General features: G+C 60.4%; 17 protein-coding genes and 1 pseudogene. 7 read left to right on the forward strand and 11 right to left on the reverse strand.

Translation table 11 applies throughout. The annotated features are described in order from the left end of the window. Positions 1-32 precede the first annotated feature (32 nt). Entirely contained in the window at positions 33-386 is a 354-nt protein-coding gene (locus tag ABH944_RS00935) for a YegP family protein (protein ID WP_062090394.1), read from the forward strand. 123 nt (positions 387-509) lie between these two features. Here ABH944_RS00935 and ABH944_RS00940 read toward each other — a convergent pair whose 3' ends face one another. The 6 genes from ABH944_RS00940 to ABH944_RS00965 all read right to left on the reverse strand — a co-directional run bounded on the left by ABH944_RS00940 (position 510) and on the right by ABH944_RS00965 (position 6,295). Next, positions 510-1,235, reverse strand: coding sequence for an amino acid ABC transporter ATP-binding protein (locus ABH944_RS00940; RefSeq protein ID WP_062090393.1), 726 nt, complete (start codon positions 1,233-1,235; stop codon positions 510-512). Then, entirely contained in the window at positions 1,232-1,909 is a 678-nt protein-coding gene (gltK, locus tag ABH944_RS00945) for a glutamate/aspartate ABC transporter permease GltK (protein WP_031357532.1), read from the reverse strand. Before gltK ends, ABH944_RS00940 begins: the two co-directional genes overlap by 4 nt. After that, positions 1,909-2,649, reverse strand: a complete 741-nt coding sequence (locus ABH944_RS00950) for an amino acid ABC transporter permease (protein ID WP_062090391.1) — start codon at positions 2,647-2,649, stop codon at positions 1,909-1,911. Before ABH944_RS00950 ends, gltK begins: the two co-directional genes overlap by 1 nt. A gap of 69 nt (positions 2,650-2,718) precedes the next feature. Beyond that, positions 2,719-3,612 carry a glutamate/aspartate ABC transporter substrate-binding protein gene (locus ABH944_RS00955; protein ID WP_404603978.1) on the reverse strand — a complete coding sequence of 298 codons (894 nt, stop codon included), beginning with the start codon at positions 3,610-3,612 and terminating at the stop codon, positions 2,719-2,721. A gap of 282 nt (positions 3,613-3,894) precedes the next feature. Then, on the reverse strand, positions 3,895-5,217 hold the full coding sequence (locus ABH944_RS00960) for a Glu/Leu/Phe/Val family dehydrogenase (protein WP_404603979.1): 1,323 nt from the start codon (positions 5,215-5,217) through the stop codon (positions 3,895-3,897). Positions 5,218-5,326: 109 nt separating this feature from the next. Continuing rightward, on the reverse strand, positions 5,327-6,295 hold the full coding sequence (locus tag ABH944_RS00965; RefSeq protein WP_097260877.1) for a LysR family transcriptional regulator: 969 nt from the start codon (positions 6,293-6,295) through the stop codon (positions 5,327-5,329). A 383-nt stretch (positions 6,296-6,678) separates the two neighbouring features. Between ABH944_RS00965 and ABH944_RS00970 the strand changes: the two genes are divergently transcribed. Next, positions 6,679-8,070 carry an MFS transporter gene (locus tag ABH944_RS00970; RefSeq protein ID WP_404603980.1) on the forward strand — a complete coding sequence of 464 codons (1,392 nt, stop codon included), beginning with the start codon at positions 6,679-6,681 and terminating at the stop codon, positions 8,068-8,070. Between the two features lie 102 nt (positions 8,071-8,172). On the opposite strand, the gene ABH944_RS00975 is transcribed toward ABH944_RS00970, so the two are convergent. Continuing rightward, on the reverse strand, positions 8,173-10,068 hold the full coding sequence (locus ABH944_RS00975; protein WP_404603981.1) for an ABCB family ABC transporter ATP-binding protein/permease: 1,896 nt from the start codon (positions 10,066-10,068) through the stop codon (positions 8,173-8,175). A 329-nt stretch (positions 10,069-10,397) separates the two neighbouring features. Between ABH944_RS00975 and ABH944_RS00980 the strand changes: the two genes are divergently transcribed. Further along, on the forward strand, positions 10,398-10,793 hold the full coding sequence (locus ABH944_RS00980; RefSeq protein ID WP_097260871.1) for an acyl-CoA thioesterase: 396 nt from the start codon (positions 10,398-10,400) through the stop codon (positions 10,791-10,793). On the opposite strand, the gene ABH944_RS00985 is transcribed toward ABH944_RS00980, so the two are convergent. Next, positions 10,739-13,942 carry a sensor domain-containing protein gene (locus ABH944_RS00985; protein ID WP_404603982.1) on the reverse strand — a complete coding sequence of 1,068 codons (3,204 nt, stop codon included), beginning with the start codon at positions 13,940-13,942 and terminating at the stop codon, positions 10,739-10,741. The two genes, ABH944_RS00980 and ABH944_RS00985, sit on opposite strands and share 55 nt — an antisense overlap. Positions 13,943-14,217: 275 nt before the next feature. Then, entirely contained in the window at positions 14,218-14,694 is a 477-nt protein-coding gene (locus tag ABH944_RS00990) for a nitrate reductase associated protein (protein ID WP_404603983.1), read from the reverse strand. Positions 14,695-14,887: 193 nt separating this feature from the next. Here ABH944_RS00990 and fdhD point away from each other — a divergent pair, with 193 nt between their 5' ends. The 4 genes and pseudogenes from fdhD (at position 14,888) to ABH944_RS01010 (ending at position 20,185) form a co-directional block, all read left to right on the forward strand. After that, on the forward strand, positions 14,888-15,736 hold the full coding sequence (gene fdhD, locus ABH944_RS00995) for a formate dehydrogenase accessory sulfurtransferase FdhD (protein ID WP_404603984.1): 849 nt from the start codon (positions 14,888-14,890) through the stop codon (positions 15,734-15,736). Positions 15,737-16,185: 449 nt separating this feature from the next. After that, entirely contained in the window at positions 16,186-17,259 is a 1,074-nt protein-coding gene (locus ABH944_RS01000; protein WP_404603985.1) for an ABC transporter substrate-binding protein, read from the forward strand. Positions 17,260-17,358: 99 nt separating this feature from the next. Next, a pseudogene (locus ABH944_RS01005) lies at positions 17,359-19,125 on the forward strand (ABC transporter permease). Beyond that, positions 19,118-20,185: an ABC transporter ATP-binding protein gene (locus ABH944_RS01010; RefSeq protein WP_404603986.1), complete on the forward strand. Its 1,068-nt coding sequence runs from the start codon at positions 19,118-19,120 to the stop codon at positions 20,183-20,185. Before ABH944_RS01005 ends, ABH944_RS01010 begins: the two are co-directional and overlap by 8 nt. Positions 20,186-20,271: 86 nt before the next feature. Here ABH944_RS01010 and ABH944_RS01015 read toward each other — a convergent pair whose 3' ends face one another. After that, positions 20,272-21,036, reverse strand: coding sequence for an enoyl-CoA hydratase (locus ABH944_RS01015; RefSeq protein WP_404603987.1), 765 nt, complete (start codon positions 21,034-21,036; stop codon positions 20,272-20,274). Between the two features lie 89 nt (positions 21,037-21,125). Then, positions 21,126-22,325, reverse strand: a complete 1,200-nt coding sequence (locus ABH944_RS01020; protein ID WP_062090375.1) for an acetyl-CoA C-acyltransferase — start codon at positions 22,323-22,325, stop codon at positions 21,126-21,128. Between the last annotated feature and the right edge of the window lie 10 nt (positions 22,326-22,335).

Consider the following 22,335-nt stretch of genomic DNA (forward strand, 5'->3'; position numbering starts at 1 on the left):
ACGCTTGTTCCACTCTCCAGGGAGCTCATGCAATGTCAGGAAAATTCGTCATCGACAGAGCCCGCAACGGCCAGTTCTATTTCAACCTGCGGGCCGCCAATGGCGAACCGATCCTCAAGAGCGAGACGTATGTGACGCGTGCGTCGGCAGAACATGGCATTGCGTCGGTCAAGGCGAACGCGCTGATCGACGAACGCTACGAGCGCAAGACGGATAAAAGCGGCGCGCCTTACTTCAATCTGAAGGCCGGCAACCACGAGATCATTGGCGTGAGCGAGGCATACAGCAGCGCGGCGGCCAGGGATGCCGGGATTGAATCGCTGAAGAAAAACGCGCCCGATGCGGTGACACAAGACAACACGAAAGCCGCTTCGACCAGCCACTAGCGCCGGACCTCGAAGACAAAAATGGCCGCTCCGGCTCACGCGGGAACGGCCATTTTCACGTTGCGCGGGTTTCAAACAACGCGCGAGGTTGCCCGGCGCCAGCCAGGCAACCTGCATCAGCAATCAGTGCAGGATCTTCGCCAAGAAGTCCTTCGCACGATCCGACTTCGGGTTCTGGAAGAACGCGTCCTTCTGGTCGTCTTCCACGATCAAGCCCTTGTCCATGAAGATCACGCGATGCGCCACCTTCTTGGCAAAGCCCATTTCGTGTGTCACGCACATCATGGTCATGCCTTCCTGAGCGAGTTCGACCATCACGTCGAGCACTTCGTTGATCATTTCCGGGTCCAGCGCGGACGTGGGTTCGTCGAAGAGCATGGCGATCGGATCCATCGATAACGCCCGCGCAATCGCCACCCGCTGCTGCTGTCCACCGGAAAGCTGACCGGGGAATTTGTCGGCGTGAGCGGAGAGGCCCACGCGTTCCAGCAGCTTCAATCCCTTCGCCGTTGCTTCGTCCTTCGAGCGCCCCAGCACCTTGATCTGCGCCAGTGTCAGGTTCTGCACGATCGTCAGATGCGGAAACAGTTCGAAGTGCTGGAACACCATGCCGACTTTCGAGCGTAGCTTCGACAGGTTGGTTTTCTTGTCGCCAATCGACTGACCGTTGATCGTGATCTCGCCCTTCTGGAACGGCTCGAGTCCGTTCACGGTCTTGATCAGCGTCGACTTACCCGAGCCCGAGGGGCCGCACACCACCACCACTTCGCCCTTTTTGACTTCCGTCGTGCAATCGGTCAGCACTTGAAACGGGCCATACCATTTCGAAACATTCTTGAGTGAGATCATCGAGCGACCTTTTTCTGAAGACTTTTGACGAGACCGGATGCGACCAGACACACCACGAAATAACAGGCACCGGCGAACAGCACCATTTCGACGGTTGTGCCGTCGCGATCGCCCACATTCGTTGCCGTGCGGAAAAAGTCCGCGAGGCTGATCACATACACCAGCGACGTATCCTGGAACAACACAATAGCCTGCGTGAGCAGCAACGGCACCATTGCGCGGAACGCCTGCGGCAGAATGATCAGCTTCATCGCCTGCATGTAGGTCATGCCGAGCGCGAACGCCGCATTGACCTGCCCGCGCGACACCGCCTGAATGCCCGCACGGATGATTTCCGAATAATACGCGGCCTCGAACAACGAGAACGCGACCATGGCGGAGGCGAGCCGGATATCGACTTCCGCCGATAACCCCAGCACATTTTGCAGGAATTGCGGCACGATCAAAAAGAACCACAGCAGCACCATCACGAGCGGGATGGAACGAAACAGCGTGACATAACCCTTCGCGAACCATTCGAGCGGCTTGATGCCCGACAGGCGCAGCAGCGCGAGCACCGTGCCCCACAGAATCCCGAACACGAGCGCGAGCAGCGTGATCTTGAAGGTGATGATGGCGCCGGTCCACAGCGTGGGCAGCGAACTCAGCACACTGCTCCAATTGAAATGATGCATCACTTGCCTCCAATGTAGCCGGGCAACCGGGTCTTGGCTTCGACCCAGCGCATCAGTTGCATGACGACCAGATTGATCAGCATGTAGGCAAGCGTCACGGCAATGAACGACTCATAGGACTGCGCGGTGTAATCCACGAGTTGTCGCGCCTGAGCCGACAATTCCAGCAAACCGATGGTCGACGCCACGGCCGAGTTCTTGAACACGTTCAGGAATTCGGACGTGAGCGGCGGCACGATGATGCGGTACGCGACCGGCATCAGGATGTACCGGTAGGTCTGCCACTCGGTGAAACCCATGGCGAGACCGGCGGCGCGCTGTCCGCGGGGTAAAGCCGCAATGCCCGAGCGCACTTGCTCGCACACGCGTGCGCCGGTGAACAACCCGAGGCAGATGATGGATGACGAATAGAACTGCACGTTTGGCGGTAACTGCTTGAACCAGTTGCCGATGGAAACGGGCAACAACTCCGGTATCACGAGATACCAGATGAAGAATTGCACGAGCAGCGGAATATTACGAAAGATGGCGACATAACCCGTGCCGATGGCAGCCAGCTTCCTGTTCGGCACGGTACGCAGAATGCCGAACAACGAGCCGACCACGAGCGCCACGACCCATGACGCGAGCGACACGGTAACGGTCACCCAGAAACCGGAAATAAGCCAACCGAGATAGGTTGTGGGCTCGCCGGTCGATACGGGGCTTAGGAAAACGCCCCAATTCCAGTGGTAGGACATGGACTCCCTCCAAAAGAAAACGGAAGAAGCAGCGCTCCTTCCGTTTCCATCAATCAAGCAGAACCGAGATTAGTCGATTGCCTTGTCGTTCGGGTTCTTGAAAAGCGCCTTCATGTCATCGCTTTCCGGGAAGGCCAGATTCAGACCCTTCGGCGGAATCGGGCTTTCAAACCACTTCTTGTAGATCTTGTCGCCTTCGCCCGAGGTTTCTACCTTGGCGATGGCGTCATCGACTACCTTCTTGAACTCCGGATCGTTCTTGCGCAGCATGCAGCCATAAGCTTCACGCGATTGCGGCGTACCGACAATCACGAAATCGCCCGGGTTGCTCGACTTTGCACGTTCGCCGGCCAGCAATGCGTCATCCATCATGAACGCAACGGCGCGTCCCGTCGACAACGTCAAAAACGAGTCGCCATGATCCTTCGCGCTGATGATGTTCATGCCCATGTTCTTGTCCTGGTTCATCTTGCGAAGCAGGCGCTCGGACGTGGTACCGGCGGTCGTCACAACGGTCTTGCCTTTCAGGTCGCCGAAGTCCTTGATCCCCGAATCCTTCTTGGTCATCAGGCGCGTGCTGATCACGAAGATAGTGTTGGAGAACGCGACTTGTTGCTGACGTTCAAGGTTGTTCGTGGTCGAACCGCACTCGAGGTCGATCTGGTTGCCCGTCACGAGCAGCAAGCGGTTTTGCGACGTGACCGACTTCTGTTGAATCTTCAGGTTCGGCATGTTGAGCTTTTCCTTGACGGCGTCGACCACCTTCAAGGCAAACTCATATGAATAACCAATGACCTGTTGCTTGTCGTCGTAGTACGAGAACGGAATCGACGACTCGCGGAAACCCAGGTAGATGTTCCCTGAATCCTTGATCTTCTTGAGCGTATCGTTGTTTTGCGCTTGCGCGCCCGATGCGAAAAGGCCCAATGCGGCGAGCAGCAGCGCAGCTTTTTTAATCTTCATAATCGTTGATCTCCTTGGCGAAAACGGCGCAATTTTAGCAGGGTAATAAATTTGAAAGAATGAATGTTGTCCACAGTTGTTATTTTTGAGACACCCGCTGGCAGGTCCGCTTGAGCGGGTTCCAGCGCTTTCAATTGACCTTGGTTCTGCCCTAATTTTTTTGTGCTTTTTACGCGAAAAGCCCGTCGACGTCCCGAAGGACGCCGCCGGGCGTCTTGATGCTTTTCAAGTTAGCGCCGCTTCACGCAAGCATGCGCTCGCAAACGTTTCTGATGCGTGAAATCACGGATATAAGCCACGCATTTCGCGCGCTTGCAGAATTCGCGTACAGGCAACAATAAACGCCGCCGTACGCACTGACACCGAATGCTCGCTCGCCACTTGCCACACGGCCGCGAATGCTTCGCGCATCACGCGTTCGAGTCGCTGGTTGATTTCATCTTCGGTCCAGAAGAAGCTCGAGAAGTCCTGCACCCATTCGAAGTACGACACCGTCACGCCGCCTGCATTCGCGACCACGTCGGGGATCACGAGAATGCCCTTGTCGTGAAGAATGTCGTCGGCTGCCGTTGTGGTCGGGCCGTTGGCGCCTTCCACCACGATCTTCGTCTTGATCTTCGGCGCATTTTCTTCCGTGATCTGGCCTTCGAGCGCGGCCGGAATCAGGATATCGCTTTCAATGGTCCAGAATTCGTCCTTCGATACCGGGTCAGCACCTTCGAAACCAGCCACGCCGCCATGCTTCCCCACGTGCTCGAACAACGCGACGGCATCGATACCCGAGGACTTGTACAGCGAACCGGTGTGATCCTGCACCGCCACCACTTTCGCGCCGGCTTCCTGGAACAGCCGTGCAGCAATCCCGCCGACGTTACCGAAACCCTGCACGGCGATACGCGCGCCTTCAATATCAAAGCCAATCCGGCGTGCCGCTTCCGAACCCACGACAAACACACCGCGGCCGGTTGCTTCCTTGCGGCCGAGCGAACCACCGAGCGAGATTGGCTTGCCGGTCACAACACCGGTTGCCGTCTGGCCCTGGTTCATGGAGTACGTGTCCATCATCCACGCCATGATCTGTTCATTCGTGTTGACGTCGGGCGCGGGGATGTCCTGGTTCGGTCCGATGATGATGCCGATTTCGCTCGTGTAACGACGTGTCAGCCGTTCGAGCTCGCCACGCGACAACGTGCGCGGATCAACGCGGATACCGCCCTTCGCGCCGCCGTACGGCACGTTCACGGCCGCATTCTTCACCGACATCCACGCCGACAACGCCATCACTTCGGAAAGCGTAACGTCCTGGTGATACCGCACACCGCCCTTGCCCGGACCACGCGACATGTTGTGCTGGACCCGATAACCTTCGAAATGCGTGACCGTGCCGTTATCGAGTTCGATAGGGCAATCGACGATCAGGATGCGCTTCGGGCGCTTGAGGGTTTCAACCCAGCGCGACAGCGAGCCAAGATACGGCGCGACGCGATCGACCTGCTGGAGATAGTTGCCCCAGGGGCCGAGATGGGTGGAATCGAGATAGGAGGGAATGGTGTGCTGAACAGCGGGAACAGCAGAAGCGGTGCGGTCTTGTTGCGGCGATGACATCGAAACCCCAGCGTTGTGTGGAATGGCTTCATTGTCGAAAATTCGGATATTGAAATCCAATGCCGTTTCATCATTGCGTTATGTTTATCTTGCATAACGCCTGTGAGGCCTATGTGGTGGGGGTTTCCACCGGTCTCGACAGCTCCTCGCCCACTGCCTCCCAAAGGTTACGCATCAACGCTTGCCGGGGATCATCACCCTTCGACGCCATTTTGTCTCGATACAAGCGGATTTCCATCGTGAGCGTGAACTGACCCGCCGGGGTTCCGCGGGTTCCCCGGTCGAGCCGGATCAGGCTGCCCTCGTCGACTTCCTTGGCTACCGCGCTATGCGGCAGGAAAGCCACGCCATGACCGGCCAGCGCCATCGCCTTGAGGCCTTCGGCCATGTCGGTTTCATACACCTTGTCGAGATAAAGACGCACTGCCGAGGTCGCGATGATCACCTCCGTCATCCGGCCAAGGTAAGCGTTCGGCGTGTATGAAAGATACGGCACGGGGGCGTCGGCGGTGGCGGGCAGCGTGTAGCGCGCGCGGCCGCCCTTGTTCACGGACGAGAACGGGCTGATGGGTTCAGTGCCAAGCGTCAGCATGTCGTAGCGGGCGGGATCGAGCGCCATCGGATGGCTCGGATGGTGATAACCCATCACCAGGTCGCAGCCGCCTTCCACCAGCGACAACACCGCGTCGTGCACGTTCAGCGCGCGCAAACGTGTATTGATGCGCCCAAGCCGCGCTTCTATATGGTGTAGCCAGCGCGGGAAATAGGTCAGCGAGAGCGTGTGCGGAACCGCGAAATCGATGGTCGCATCCGGCACGCCCGTCTGCCCTCGCAATAGCGTGCGCGCTTCGTGGAATTGCGAAAGCATCGCGAGCGCCTGCTCGTAGAAGACCTGACCGGCTTGCGTAAGGCGGGTCGGGTAGACGGAGCGGTCGATAAGATCCGTGCCGAGCCACGCTTCCAGCGCCTGGATCCGGCGCGAGAAAGCCGGCTGCGTAATGTGCCTCAGCTCAGCCGAACGGCTGAAACTCCGCGTCTCCGCGAGTGAGACGAAATCTTCGAGCCATTTCAGTTCCATGCGGCTCCTTCGGCCTGGTTGGGAATGCTCCCTGAACGCCCGGGCATTTTACCGTTCGCCCGCAGCGGCTTCATGCAGGCCGCTTCATTAATAACCCGAAGCGCCCCGCACCATTCTCACGCGGCTCGCACACGCGCGGTGCTGCGCCGCAGCGATAGCAGTGCGTACGGTGTCGCGTCAGGGTGGGCTCGATCGGGCCAAACGTCGGCGTCTATCGGAGGTCATCCGGCGCAAAGCCGCGTTGATGTTCGGTCCGCGGTTATCGGCTTAAAAGATGGATTTCGTTGGCATGATACTTGCGAATTGCTGCCGGCCGAGCGTCGACCGCAGTTCTGACCGGTGGATCGATGCCTCGCCACAGCCGCCCCACGCCGAGGATCCCGATGAAAAACCTGCTCACCTCTTTAAAAAGCGGCAACTGGCGATCGCTGGTTGCCTGCTTCCTGTATTTCGATACCGGTTTCACCGTCTGGGTGCTGTATGGGCCGCTTGCGCCGTTCATCAGCAAGGACATCACGATGACCGCCGCCCAGCAGGGCTTTCTCGTGGCGGTGCCGGTTCTGGCGGCCGCGATCCTGCGCGTGACGCTGGGCAACCTGTACCAATCCACCGATGGCCGCCGCGTCGCGTTGATGGGTGTCCTGCTCTCGTCCATCCCGACCATTGTCCTGCCGCTGTTGTCCGGTACGCCGTCGTACTCGTTGCTGCTGGTGCTCGGCGTGTTCCTCGGCATGGGTGGCGCGAGCTTCGCGGTCGCATTGCCAATGGCCGGCAGCAACTATCCGCCAAAGGTGCAGGGCCTGGTGCTCGGACTGGCGGCAGCGGGCAACATTGGCGCGGTGCTGGACGGTTTCCTGTTCCCCCATCTCGCCGATGCCTTAGGCTGGAAACTCGCCACCGCCGCCGCATTGCCGTTGCTGGCGATCACGGCCATTTCGCTGTTCGCGTGGGCGTCGGATGGTGGTCAGAAGAGCGGCAGCACATCGCGTGCAATGACCAGTTTCGCGATCACGCTCGTCGGGCTGATCGTGATGGTGCTCGCGGTGCACGGCGGTGTGTTCGGCGGCGCGCGCACAGGCGTCCTGCTGCTGCCGGTGCTCGGCGCGCTGCTCGCCATTGCCGTGCTCCCGAAGCATTACCGGGCAGTGCTCGGTGAACGCGATACGTGGGTTGTGATGCTGATCTACAGCATCACGTTTGGCGGGTTTGTCGGCATGTCTTCGTATGTGACGTTGCTGCTCACCAATCTCTATCAGATGCCAAAGATTGAAGCCGGCCTCTTCATGGCAATGCTCGCGTTCCTCGGCGCGATCGTGCGGCCGTTCGGCGGTTATCTCGCCGATCGCGTCACCGGCGTGCGTGCGCTGCTTGTGTTGCTGGCGATGATTGCCATTGCAGACTTTGCGTTTGCCCTCTGGATGCCGCCGGTGGCGGGGGGTATCGCGTTGCTGGTGTGTCTTTACCTGTGCTTCGGGCTGGGCAACGGTTCGACGTTCCAGCTCGTGCCGCAGCGGTGGAAGGGCAAGACGGGGTTGTTATCGGGAATCGTGGGAGCTGCGGGCGGGATCGGCGGGTTCTATCTGCCGGTGATCATGGGGATGGCTAAGGAAAGTACCGGCAGCTACCAGATGGGTTTCGCGACGTTTGGCGTACTCGCGGTGTTCGCTTTCGGCTTCCTGCTGGCGCTGCGCTCGCAATGGCTGCACTGGGCCGCGCCGGGAGTGGCGGTGATTGGGCACGGCGGCGCTAGCGCGATGGTTCACGCGACGGAATAAGGTCGCGTGGTTCAAGCGAAAAAAGCGTCGATGCCTGAAGAAGGTATCGACGCTTTTTGTTGTGTTCCGGCTTGGGTAATCACCTTCCGGTTGTCACCGCCCTCAAGCCCGAGCCGACTCCCCCACCTCCACCGTGTCATCCGCCCCCTCTTCCGGCTCCGCTGCCTTCTGCTGTTGCAGCGCCCACATCTGCGAGAAAAGTCCACCGGCGCGCACCAGTTCCGCGTGCGTCCCGCGCTCCACAATCCGCCCGTGATCCATCACGATAATCTGCTGCGCGTGAACCACCGTCGATAACCGGTGCGCAATGATCAGCGTCGTCCGTTCGCGCGCAATCAAGTCGAGTTCATGCTGAATCGCGCGTTCGGATTTCGAATCAAGCGCGGACGTGGCTTCATCGAAGATGAGAAGCGGCGGGTTCTTCAACAGGGTCCGTGCAATCGCCACGCGCTGTTTCTCCCCGCCCGACAACTTCAACCCGCGCTCACCCACAGGTGTCTCATACCCCGCCGGCAAACTTTCGATGAACTCATGAATATGCGCCGCCCGCGCCGCCGCGATCACTTCATCGCGTGAAGCCGATGGCCGGCCGTACGCGATGTTGTAGTAGATCGAATCGTTGAAGAGCACCGTATCCTGCGGCACGATCCCGATCGCCGCGCGCAGCGAATCCTGCGCGACATCGCGGATATCCTGGCCGTCCAGCAGAATCCGCCCGCCTTGCTCACGGTCGAGATCGTAGAAACGAAACAGCAGACGGCCGAGCGTCGACTTGCCCGACCCGCTATGGCCGACCACCGCCGTCGTGGTCCCCGCCGGAATCGTGAAATCGACGCCATGCAGGATCGACCGCGTGCGCTCGTACGAGAAACTCACGTTCTCGAACCGGACCTCCGCGCCGCCCACGACCAGCGACGGAGCGTTCGGCACATCCGGCACTTCACGCCCTGCGCCGAGCAGGGTGAACATGCGATCCATATCGGTGAGACTCTGCTTGAGCTCGCGATACACCACGCCCAGGAAATTCAGCGGGACATACAGCTGCAGCATGAACGTGTTGATCAGCACGAGATCGCCGAGCGTCAAATGCCCCGCAATAACGCCCTGCGTCGCGCGCCAGAGGATAAACACGAGCCCCGTGCCAATGATGAATTGCTGCCCGAAGTTAAGCACCGAGAGCGAACGCTGCGAGCGAATGGCCGCCGCGCGATAACGCTTCAGATTTTCATCGTAACGCTGCGCTTCCCACTCCTCGTTACCGAAATACTTGACGGTTTCGTAGTTCAACAAAGAATCGATAGCACGCGAATTCGCCTTCGAATCGAGTTCGTTCATCGTGCGCCGGAAGTGCGTGCGCCATTCGGTGAGCTTGATCGTGAACACGATGTACGTCACCAGCGCAATCAAGGTGACGATCGCGTAGTACGCCTCGTATTTCGCGACAAAGAACCCGAGCACGAGACCGACTTCGACGAGCGTCGGCAGGATGCTGTAAAGCGAATACGAAACGAGTTGCTGAATGCCGCGCGTGCCGCGTTCTATATCCCGCGACATGCCGCCGGTCTGCCGCTCGAGATGAAACCGCAGCGATAGCGAATGCAAATGCCGGAACACTTTCAGCGCAAGTTGCCGCACGGCGCTTTCAGTGACTTTCGCGAACAGCATTTCGCGCAATTCGGTGAAGAGCGAAGTGGACAGGCGCACGATCGCGTACGCCACGACCAGCAAGCCCACACCACTTACCAGGATGATCGCGGCGGAGTCCTGCGCGCGTCCGAGCGCGGTCAGATGCTGGATGGAACTCAGGCTGTCGATGACCTTTTTCATCACGATCGGCACGCCCAGATTCGCGACCTTCGCGCCGATCAGGCAGGTCAGCGCGAACGCAACGCGCCACTTGTACGTGGTCAGGTACGGCAGCAGCGAGAGAATGGTCTGCCAGTCGTTACGCGGGCCTTTTGCAACGGGAACCGGTTCGGAGGGAGAATTGCGGCGCATGGATTCAAGGTCTGCAGAAGTCAGCGCCGCAGCGGCACAAGGTGCCAAACGGTGCTGGACGAGCGAGGTATCGCGGGACGGGCGCCCATCTCAAAATGTGGGCTTTCCCGTACAATTCGATGTTTCGCGGCGTGGGCAACGCGTGGGCAATGATCAGCCAAGCCTCTCGCCAAACGCCGTAAAAACACGCTGGAACGGGTGCGACCAGCTCAGACTCACACCTGACTCGTTCGAGCGCAAAGCAACATCGTTTAATCCTGCATTGTCGCAGAAGGCGCCACGGCGCGCTGACCGCCGGCATCCCGTCACTCTTTCATGGAAATCCGCCCGTGACCCAATCCCTGCAACTCCCGAACAAACCGGTCGCGCTGCGCGTGGTGCCGCAACCGTCCGATGCGAACGTCCACGGCGACGTCTTTGGCGGCTGGATCATGGCGCAGGTGGACATCGCCGGATCGATCCCGGCCAGCCGGCGCGCGAACGGCCGCGTGGCGACCATCTCCGTGAATTCGTTCGTATTCAAGCAGCCGGTGTTTGTCGGCGACTTGCTGAGCTTTTATACGGATATCGTGAAGACGGGCAATACGTCGGTGACGGTATCGGTCGAGGTCTATGCGCAGCGCATGAGCCTGACCGAAGACGTGGTGAAGGTGACGGAAGCCACGCTCACCTACGTTGCCACCGACAGCGACCGCCGGCCGCGCGCACTGCCCTCGCTCGACTGATCGGACAGACTCTGGCGCGCGCCGAGCTGAAGGGTGGCCAGGCTGTTCAGCAACAGCGCGGGAATGTCCGCGGCCGGCAGCGGCTGCGAGAAGAAAAATCCCTGCATCTCGTCGCAGTCGCGTGCCACGAGGAAGTCGAGCTGCGCCGCCGTCTCCACACCCTCCGCGATCACCCGCAACTCGAGCGAATGAGCGAGCGCGATGATCGCTGAAGTAATCGTTTCATTGCCTCCCGGCGAGCCAATATCCGCAACAAACGAGCGGTCGATCTTCAACCGGTCCACCGGAAAGCGCTTCAGGTAACTGAGGCTTGAATACCCGGTTCCGAAGTCGTCGATGGCAATGCTGATTCCGAGCGCCGCCAGCTCCGACAAGGTGGCGACGGTGTCCTCCCCGTTGCACATGATCGCGCTTTCGGTGAGCTCGATTTCTAGGTATTGCGGCGCAAGGCCCGTTTCGGCCAGCACCGACGTCACGAGCACGCGGATATCGCGTTGCTGGAATTGCCGCGCCGACAGATTCACCGACATCCGCGCCAACGGCAAGCCCCCATCCTGCCACGCCTTGTTTTGTCGGCACGCCTCGCGCAGCACCCACTCGGACAATTGCCCGATCAGCCCGCATTCCTCGGCCACCGGAATGAACGCGCTCGGCGAGACCAGCCCGAACTCCGGGTCCATCCAGCGCACGAGCGCTTCCATGCCGACAATCCCGCCTGTTGTCAGATCGACCTGCGGCTGGTAGTGCAGCAGGAATTCGTCGTCGCGCAACGCACGCCGCAAACGCCGCTCGACGTCCAACCGCGCACCGACGCTCGCGTTCATGTCGGGCTGGTAGAACTGGTACGTGTTGCGCCCCATGTCCTTCGCCCGATACATCGCGAGATCGGCCTTCTTGAGCAAGGTTTCGGCGTCGTCGCCATCTTGCGGGAACAGGCTCGCGCCCATGCTGCAGCCCACGTACATCTCCGTGCCATCGAGCCATACGGGGTCCGATATGACGGTCCGCACGCGCTCCATCCAGGCAATCAGCGCGTGTTCGCGGTTCATATCCGGAAGCACGACCACGAACTCGTCACCCCCGTGACGCGCAACCGTATCGCCGGAGCGGCCGCAACGCGCCAGCCGCTCCGCGACCACCGCAAGCAAACGGTCGCCGACACTGTGCCCGAGGCTGTCGTTGACGTTCTTGAAACCGTCGAGGTCGACGAAAACCACCGCCAGCGCGGTGGCCTCCTGGCGCGCGCGGTCAATCGCGTGTTGCAGGCGGCTCCGCAGCAGATTGCGGTTCGGCAGCCGCGTGAGCGTGTCGTAGTTCGCCTGATATTCGAGCTGCTCCTGATAGCGGACCACCTCGGTGACGTCATTGATCACGCCGACATGATGCGTCGCGTGTCCATGCGCATCCGGCACAGGCGCGATGAACAGCTTGTTCCAGAACAGCACGCCATCCTTACGATAATTGCGCAGCAGCGCGCTGACCTCGCGGTTCGCAGCGAGACCCGCCCGGATCGCGTTGAGCCCCTCCTGGTCGAGGTCGTCGCGCTGGAGGAACCGGCAATCGCGGCCCACGATATCGGCCGGGTCGTAGCCGGTAATGCGCTTGAACGCCGGATTCGCGTATTCGATCACATTGCCCGTGGCGGTCGCATTGGTGATCAGTACGGCATTGACGCAGGCATCCAGCGCCCGGCTTTGCAGGCGCAGAGCCAATTCGGCGCGCTTGCGCTCAGTCGTATCGTCATACGAACCCAGCACGCCGATAATGCGCCCCTCCCCGTCGAGCAGCGGCATCTTGCTGGTGATCGACGCGCGCACCTCGCCGTCGCGCTCAACGTCGCATTCCAGATCCATCAGTGGCTGGCTGGTCGCGATGACCCGGCGGTCGTCGTCACGAAGTTGCGCGGCCGAACGCCACCAAGGCAGGTCCGCATCCGTCAAGCCAACCACCTGGTCCTTGCTCGCGAGACCGGCATCGCGGGCAAAGGCCAGATTGCAGCCCAGATAGCGCGAGTCGCGATCCTTCCAGAAGATCCGCTGCGGAATATTGTCGATAAGCGACTCCAGCATCTGCTTCGAACGCCGCGCTTCGGTCTCGGCATTGATGCGGTCGGTGACATCGTTGGCCAGCATGAAAATGCCTGGATGCCCCGAATAAGTCAGCGCGTGCGACGAGATGTCGGCGCTCACCTGCGCACCGTCACGGCGCTTGTGCCGCCAAACGCCGGCAGGCCGTTGGGCGCCCGGCTGGCGCGGCTGACTGTCCGCATGACTGCGCGCATGGCGCGCGAGAAGCGCGGCGAAGCGCTCGAAGTCGTCGTCGGCGTGCAGGTCGCGCACGCTCATCGACAGGAATTCGAGTTCGTTGTAGCCGTAATGAGCAAGCGCCGCCGGATTCACCGCGACAAAGCAATACGTCGTCGCATCGACAATCCACATGGGTACCGGATGCGCGTCGAACAGATCGCGGAAACGCTCGTTGCTGCGTTGCATCGCGCGGGCAATGCGCAACTTGTCGTGCGCCGACTTCTCGTGGCGCGCGAAGGTGTAGATCAGCGCGCCGCCGCCGGCGAGCATCGTGAGGATCAGCAGGCCAACGGCGCGGCTGGATGCCAGCGCGGATTCGTTGAGCGCTGCCGCGAGCGAATCGGCTTCCCTCGCACGCAGCACCGTGAGTTCGACATCGAGTGATTGCTGATCTTCGGCGAGCCGGCGCACCGCTTGCTCGGCCCAGTCGCGGGCTGCACCGGGTGCGTCCGCGTCGGCGCGTTCGTACGCCGATTGAGCGTCGCGTTTCGCGATGCGCGCGCTTTCGCCGAGCAGGTAGAACGCTCCTTGCATGTCGGGTTCGTAATCGAACTGGGCGCGCAGGCCGCTTTCCAGCGCGTCGATATGCACTGCACGCGCCTCGCGAACGTCGGCTGGTGCAAGCACCCCGCTTGCCTTGTACCAGCTGATTTCCGGGAGACTTTCGCCGAGAGCGCTGCGGTACGCGTCAAGATCGCGCATCAGGCTGAGTGAGCGCTGCGTGCGCGCGTCGGCATCGCTTTGGCGGTCGATTTGCTGGTATGCGACGAACGCGTTCGCCCCCATGGCGATCAGGACCACAGCCAGGTTCACCAGCAGACGGCGGGAAAAGAATGAATTCATGGGTTCGATCGCCGTGCGGGAGGCGGGGCCGGGAAGACGGGGCGCGCGTCTTCACATCGATTTCCGTACATCGATAGCTATTTATCGGCAGGCGCTGGGGGGAATTTAGGGCAGGCGCTTAAAAAGCGCCTTTTTTGAGGGAATTTCACTCTCGTGGGCCGAGAGCGCGGCATGCAGCGTCCGGGGGGGCCGCTCGCGCCCAGGTTTTTGCGAGCAAGCCGCTGCCATTGCCTCTCAACATCCGGCGGCCCACGTCTACAGGCGCGAGCAAAAGCCTAGTCGGCCAGACCGAACTCCCGCATCGCCGGAACGAAGTCGTGGTTCACGTCGGCCTTGCGCGATAGCTTCGCCAGCGCATAGCGCTGGAACCGCGACAGCTCCGACCATCGCCCAAGACTGGGTGAGCCGATCCCGCACAAACTGCTCTGGCGAATCACGGTTTCCGGCACGACGTCGGTATGTGCCCAGATTGGATCGCCATCGGGCGTGAAGGTCTCGGGCCTTGCGTCGGCATGCGTTCGCAGCATCTCGGCGAGCGCCTGGTCAAAATTAGGTTCGATAGCAACGTCGTCTTCAACAGGAAAGCGCGCGAGCAGTTCCCGGTCGCCGTGTGGCAGTCTTCTCCACTGCTCAAGCGAAATGCGCTGGCCGAAGCGGTCCAGATTAAAGCGGACGACGAGCGGAATGAAGCTTAGATTCTCCGTCGACTCCTGTTCGAATCCGAACAGGAGCGGAGCGTCGTAAAGTGCCATGGCAGGTGCCTCGTTGGCGTAATGGACAAGGAAAGCAGGTGAGGCCGCGGTAGGTTATCGTAGGGCCTTGAACGGCTTGTAGTGTGTCTGTTGCCCCATAAAGCAGCAAGCGTTATGCCCGAATTTATCTCGTAAAAGCTGATGGGAAGCGGCTAAAACGCGACATCGAAAGCAATCAGCAAGTGAGCATGCAATGAATGACACAGACATCGATGACCAACCCGGCTACGTACAGCGTCCGGTGCGGCGTCACCGGTTAGGCGAAACACGCGACGCCGCCGACGACGTCGGCCAGGAATGGCCCGTCGCGCTCGTCTACAACGGCATTTCTCACGCGGTCATGATGTGCACGCCGCGCGACCTGGAAGCGTTCGCGGTGGGCTTTTCGGTGACCGAGGGCATTGTGGAGCGCGGCAGTGACATTCACGACATCGAGGTATTTTTCCACGATACGCCCGCCGGCGACACATTACCGCACGCCGAAGTGCATCTGCAGGTCGTACAGCAGGCATTTGTCGCGCTGAAGCAGAAGCGCCGGGCGCTGGCCGGGCGCACGGGCTGCGGGGTGTGCGGCATCGAGAGTATCGACTTGCTGGATCTGCAGCCTGAACGCGTGCCCGACACCGGCTTCCTGGGCCGTCTTGCGGACAACGCCATCGCCCATGCCGCGCATGAATTGCCCGCGCATCAGCAGTTGTCGAAGCTGACGGGTGGATTGCACGCAGCCGCCTGGTGCGACGAAAGCGGCGCGGTCAAATATGCGTTCGAGGACGTGGGCCGCCATAACGCGCTCGATAAACTCATCGGGCATCTGGTGCTGCAACGCGTGGACACCACGCAAGGTTTCGTCTTCCTTTCAAGCCGGGCAAGCTATGAACTCGTGCGCAAGTCAGCGCGGGTCGGTGTGCCCATGCTCGTCACCATCTCCGCGCCTACGTCGCTGGCTATTTCCATCGCCGAGAAAGCCGGCTTGCGGCTGGTGAGTTTTGCGCGGGAGAACGGGTTTGTGGAGTATGGCCGCGTGGGCGGCGGCGCAAACTGACCGCCAAGCCGCGGCGCTCTCTGACACCCGACGTCGATCCCCTGGCGTCATGAAATAACCGCTGTCCACGCCGGGTCCCGACCTGCCGCACATTCGCTGCGGATCCGGCATGCGCACACGCGGGAGTCTTTGATCCCACCGGCCCCTACGCAATATTTCCTTGTTGATCGCACCGCCGTTACGCCCTATCGATCTCTCACATTGCACACCCTTGTGGTGTGCGCGCAGCAATTTGCCGTCGGCTGGAAGGCCCCGACGCGAGATGCGAACGAGCGACGCCTGCATCGCGCGACTAGGGAAAGCCATGAGGCCGAATCGGAGATTGTGAATTGATTCCTCACACAAATGAAAGCGGCCTGAAAGTACGCAGGACTTAGGATGCATCCGCTTATTCATAAACACTACAAACCATTTGTGGAGGAAGACATGAACTTACTGAGAACAGCAGTGTGCGTACTGGCGGCCGCTGGTGTGTGCTTCAGGGGAACGGTCCACGCGCAAGCCCCCCGGGATATGCGGCCACCTACCAAACCGTTATCGACGACGCCAGGGAAGAAGGCAAGCTGATCATCTACGCTGCCACCGACACCTCCGTGATCCGCTCGTTGCTCAAGGATTTTGAGGCCATGTACGGCATCAAGATCGAATACAACGACATGAACAGCACCGAACTGTATAACCGCTACATCAGTGAAAACGCGGCGAGCAGCGCGAGCGCCGACGTGCTGTGGAGTTCAGCCATGGATCTCCAGATGAAGCTGGTGAACGACGGCCTGATCGCAAGCTATGCCTCACCGGAAGCGTCCAGCATTCCGCAATGGGCTCAGTACCAGCAGCAGGCTTTCGGCACGACCTATGAGCCGCTTGCGATTGTCGACAACAAGCGTCTGGTGCCCGCAGGCGACGTGCCGCAAACGCGCGCTGCACTGATCAATTTGTTGCAGACCCAGTCCGCGAAATACAAAGGCAAGATCACCACCTACGACATCGAGAAGGTGGGAGTGGGCTTCAATGCGCTCACGCAGGACGCACGCGTGAATCCGCAGATGACCTGGCAGCTTGTGGATGCAATCGGCGCAACCGGGCCCAAACTGCTCTCGAGTACAGGCGCGATGATGGAACGAATTTCATCGGGTGAGAACTTGATTGGATACAACATTCTCGGATCGTACGCCTTCTCAAGGGCGAAGAAAGATCCCTCGATTGGCTATGTTTATCCGAAGGATTACGCGCTGGTGGTGAGCCGCATCGTGACGATTTCCAAGAAGGCAAAGCATCCCAACGCAGCGAAATTATGGCTCGATTACCAGCTTTCAAAGCGCGGTCAGACCTTGATCGCAAACCAGGCCAATCCGTTCTCGATCCGCTCGGACGTGGAGGGTGAAACCGCGATGGTCGCTCTCCAGCAACAACTAGGCGATTCGCTCAAACCCATCCCCATTAGCGCAGGATTGCTGGTCCATCTGGATCAGGCAAAGCGGCTCGAGTTCATGAAGCGCTGGCAGCAGGCCATCAAGCGTTAAACCGAACCCGCTTGGTCCCCGCGCTCGCGCGTGGGCGATTGCGGGCAATATCCATCGCCACCATTTTCTTGATGCGCTTTTGACGCGCAGGGGAAACGCATGCTCGATTCAAGAACAACCGTTTCGCCGCCGATCCTGAAGCCGGATGGCGAGCGCAAAGTCCCTCACCTTCCCGCTGGCGGATGGCGCGGGTTGAGCGCGATGTTTCGCTGGGCCGTGATCGCGGTGCTGACGATAGTGGTGCTGATGCCGCTATCGTTCATCGTGTTCCAGAGCCTGCTGAGCACGCCCTTCTTCGATGCCAATCAAAGCTTCGGCATCGGCGCCTTCCAGTTTATTTTTGACGATCCCGACTTCTGGCTGGCACTGAAAAACTCGTTGATCATCGCGGGCGGCATGCTGTTTATCGCGATCCCCCTCGGCGCCGTGCTCGCGTTCCTGATGATCCGCACCGATTTGCCCGGGCGTCGCTGGATCGAACCCATGCTGCTCACGCCAGTCTTCATCTCTCCGATGGTGCTGGCTTTCGGCTACGTCGTCTCCGCGGGTCCGGTGGGGTTTTACTCCGTGTGGTGGAAGACCTTGTTCGGAGTGGAAGAGGCGCCCTGGTCGATCTACACAATGTCCGCCATCACGCTGATCGTAGGACTGACCCATGTCCCGCATGTGTACCTGTACTCGTCCGCGGCGCTGCGCAGTCTCGGCTCCGACGTCGAGGAGGCCGCGCGCGTCGCGGGCGCAAAACCCTTCCGCGTCGCGTGGGACGTCAGTTTTCCCATGACCATGCCCGCACTGCTGTTTGCCGGCGTACTGGTGTTCTTCCTGGGTTTCGAGGTGTTTGGATTACCGCTCGTACTCGGAGACCCGGAAGGACATCTGGTCCTAGCAAGTTACCTCTACAAACTGACCAACAAACTTGGCGTGCCGTCGTATCACCTGATGGTGGCAGTGGCGGTTTGCATCATCGGGATCACGTTTCCGCTTGTACTGCTGCGACGGTATTTGCTAAGGAATGCTAATAAATTTGTCACGGTCAAGGGCAAAGCCGATCGTCAGTCCGTTTTACCGCTTGGACCATGGCGCTGGGTTGCGTTGGCGATTGTCGGCCTGTGGCTTTTTCTTACCGTATTCGTGCCGCTGTCCGGCATCGTGCTGCGCTCGTTCGTAACGAATTGGGGCGAAGGTGTCAGTCTTGTCGATGCCTTCACGCTCGCGAACTTCACCGATCTCTTCGAGCAGGACAACCTGGTCCGGGCGATTTTCAACACGCTCGGCATCGGGGTGATCGGCGGAGCGCTCGCAGTGGCCTTCTATGCGCTGGTCGCATTCGCGGGTCATCGGCATAACGACTGGGGCACCAAGCTTCTCGACTACCTCGTGCTGCCGCCGCGTGCGGTACCGGGCCTGCTTGCCGGTCTCGCGTTCCTGTGGATCTTCCTGTTCGTTCCGGGCGTCAAGGAGCTCAAGAATTCAATGTGGAGCATCTGGATCGCATACACGGTCGTCTGGCTCGCCTACGGCATGTGGTTGATTCAAAGCGCCTTGCTGCAAGTAGCGCCCGAGCTTGAAGAAGCGGGGCGCAGCGCGGGAGGCACGCGCACCCGCGTGAGCCTGGATGTGACGCTGCCGCTCGTGCGTTTTGGTCTGCTCAGCGCATGGCTGTTGCTCTTCATGATTTTCGAGCGCGAATATTCAACCGCCGTTTATCTGCTTTCGCCGGGCACCGAAGTCATCGGCGCGTAGCTTGTCTCCATGCGGGCAGCGGGTGCAGTGGATCAGGTCGCAGCACTCTCAGTCATCAACATTGCAATGGTCAGCGTCGGTCTCGGCGTGGCGTTGCGCTTTGGAGTGAAAATTCGTGGATAAACTCATTGTCGAACACCTCTTCCTCAGCTACGGAGCCAATCCGATCCTGAAGGGTGTTTCGTTTGAATTGAAGACAGGGGAAGTCGTGTGCTTGCTGGGCGCGTCCGGAAGCGGCAAGACGACGCTGCTGCGTGCGGTAGCCAGACTTGAACAACCGTCCGATGGCCGCATCGCGCTGGATGAAAAAATCTTCTTCGATAGCACCAGAAACATCGACTGCCCGGTCGAACAGCGCTCGCTTGGTCTTGTGTTCCAGTCGTATGCACTGTGGCCGCATCGCACGGTGGCGGAGAACGTGGGGTATGGACTGAAGCTGCGCAAGGTCTCCGTTTCAGAACAAAAGCGCCGCGTGCAGAGCGCGCTCGACCAGCTGGGCCTCGGGCAACTCGCGGAGCGTTTCCCTTACCAGCTATCGGGAGGACAGCAACAACGCGTAGCCATTGCACGAGCGCTGGTCTATAACCCGCCGGTGATCCTGCTCGACGAACCGCTTTCCGTTCTCGATGCAAAGTTGCGTGAAGAAGCACGCGCATGGCTGCGGGAGTTGATTGCGTCGCTGGGTTTGTCAGCGTTGTGCGTGACCCACGATCAGACCGAAGCCATGGCCATGTCCGATCGAATCTTGCTGCTGCGCAACGGACGTATTGAACGGGAGGGAACGCCGGCCGAACTCTACGGCTCGCCGCGCTCGCTTTACACAGCGGAGTTCATGGGCAGCAACAATCGGATTGATGCAAAGGTCACGGCAATCAATGGTGATCACGTGACGCTTTCGGGCGAAGGCTTCGAACTGCAAGCGCATGCCAAAGAAGCATTGCATGCGGGGCAGGCCGCGCAGGCCGTGATTCGTCTCGAGCGCGTGCAAGTGGCCGACGGCCCTGGCGCAAATCGCTTACGAGCGAAGTTGGTTACATCGATGTATCTCGGCGATCGATGGGAGTACCTCTTCCATCGCGGAGAAATGCGCTTCCGTGCGTTTGATCAAATGCCGCGCGCCGCCGGTGATCACTGGGTTGAGTTTGCAGCTAACGACTGCTGGGCATTTGCCAAAGCGGGCTAGGCGCTCGCCAACCAGCCGATGAACAAGCAGGCGTAAGCGCCGGCTTGTTCATCCGTTCCGGGCCAGTCATCAGTCCAGGCCGATCCTCAATTAAACCGGCTGAAATCCGGCTTGCGCTTCTCGAAGAAAGCCGTGAACGCTTCCTTCGCTTCCGGCGCGGTCAGCATGTGAGCGAAGTGTTCCGCCTCCGCCGCCATCTGCGCGCTGACTTCTCCAGCCTGAGCGCCCTTCATCAACGCCTTGGTAGCCTTCAGCGATGCCGGGGGCAACGCCGCGAGTTTCTTCGCCTGGGCGAATGCGAAATCGCCCACTTCTTCCGCCGATAGAACCCGGTTCACGATCCCCATGTTCGCAGCCTCGGTGGCACCGAACGATTCGCCCAACAGCAGCTTCTCGGCCGCGCGCTGATAGCCCGCAATGCGCGGCAACAGCAAACTCGACGCCGCCTCCGGACAAAGCCCAAGCTGCACGAACGGCAACGCGAACTTCGCTGTGGACGCTGCGTAGACCAGGTCGCAATGCAGGAGCATCGTCGTACCAATGCCCACGGCCCCGCCCGCCACAGCCGCCACCACCGGCTTCTGCGCGGTGCTGATGCGGCGCAGGAACTGGAATACGGGCGCGTCCTGCGTCGCGGGCGGCGCCTTCATGAAGTCCTCGATATCGTTGCCTGAGCTGAACGTATCGCCCACTGCGCGAATCAGCACCACCCGTACGGCGGGATCATTTTCGGCGTCGAAGAAGGCGTCAGCCATGGTCTGGTACATCGCGGCCGTCAGCGCGTTCTTGCGAGCCGGGCGGTTCATGGTGATGCTCAGCACGCCGTCGACGTGTTCGGTGATGATGTCCATTCTCGTCTCCTGAATGAAGAAACGGTCCGCGAACCGGATGGTGCACGAACCGTTGTTTTACGCTTTGGCAATACCCCGGGTTTCGCCGTTTACATCCGTTCGATAATGCCTGCCGCGCCCATGCCCGTTCCCACGCACATGGTCACCATGCCGTACTTGAGGTTGCGCCGGCGCAAGCCGTGCACGACCGTCGCGGCACGAATGGCGCCGGTTGCGCCCAGCGGATGACCCAACGCAATCGCGCCACCAAGCGGGTTGATCTTCGACGGGTCGAGTCCCAGGTCCTGGATCACAGCCAGCGATTGCGCTGCAAACGCTTCATTGAGTTCGATCCAGTCGATGTCATCCTGCGTCAGACCCGCTGCCTTCAACGCCGCGGGAATGGCTTCCTTCGGCCCGATACCCATGATTTCCGGCGGCACGCCACGCACCGCGAAGCTCACGAAACGCGCCAGCGGCGTCAGGTTGAACTGCTTCAGAATCTTCTCGCTGACCACGATCAACGCGCCCGCGCCGTCAGAGGTCTGCGAGCTGTTGCCGGCCGTGACCGAACCCTTTGCGGCAAAGACGGGACGAAGCTTGGCAAGCCCTTCCAACGTCGTGTCCTGGCGCGGGCCTTCGTCATTCCTGATCTCGCGTGCGTTGACGCGGATCTCGCCTGTCGCCAGATCGGGAAACCGTTCATTCAGCGTGAACGCTGCGATTTCGTCGTTGAACTCGCCGGTACGCTGCGCTTCCAATGCACGTCGATGCGACTCCACCGAGAACGCATCCTGCGCTTCGCGGCTGATCTTCCAGCGCTCGGCCACGCGTTCGGCGGTCAGGCCCATGCCGTAAGCAATGCCGACGTTCTCGTCGCGATCGAAGATATGCGGCGACAGCGACGGCTTGTTGCCCATCATGGGCACCATGCTCATCGACTCGCAGCCGCCCGCAATCATTACGTCCGATTCACCGACGCGAATCCGGTCGGCGGCCATCGCCAGCGCCGTCACGCCCGAGGCGCAAAACCGGTTCACTGTCACGCCGCCCACCGAGTTCGGCAGGCCGGCCAGCAACGCGCCAATTCGCGCCACGTTCAGGCCTTGCTCGCCTTCGGGAATCGCGCAACCAATGATCGCGTCTTCAATCAGCTTCGTATCCAGACCCGGTACCTGCGCGACCGCTGAGCGGATCGCATGGACCAGCAGTTCGTCGGGCCGCGTGTTCTTGAAGATGCCGCGCGGCGCCTTGCCGATAGGCGTCCGGCTCGCGGCGACAATATATGCGTCCTGCACTTGTTTGCTCATTTTTTGGCTC

Source organism: Caballeronia udeis, from assembly GCF_044909315.1.
GTDB classification, from domain to species: domain Bacteria; phylum Pseudomonadota; class Gammaproteobacteria; order Burkholderiales; family Burkholderiaceae; genus Caballeronia; species Caballeronia udeis_A.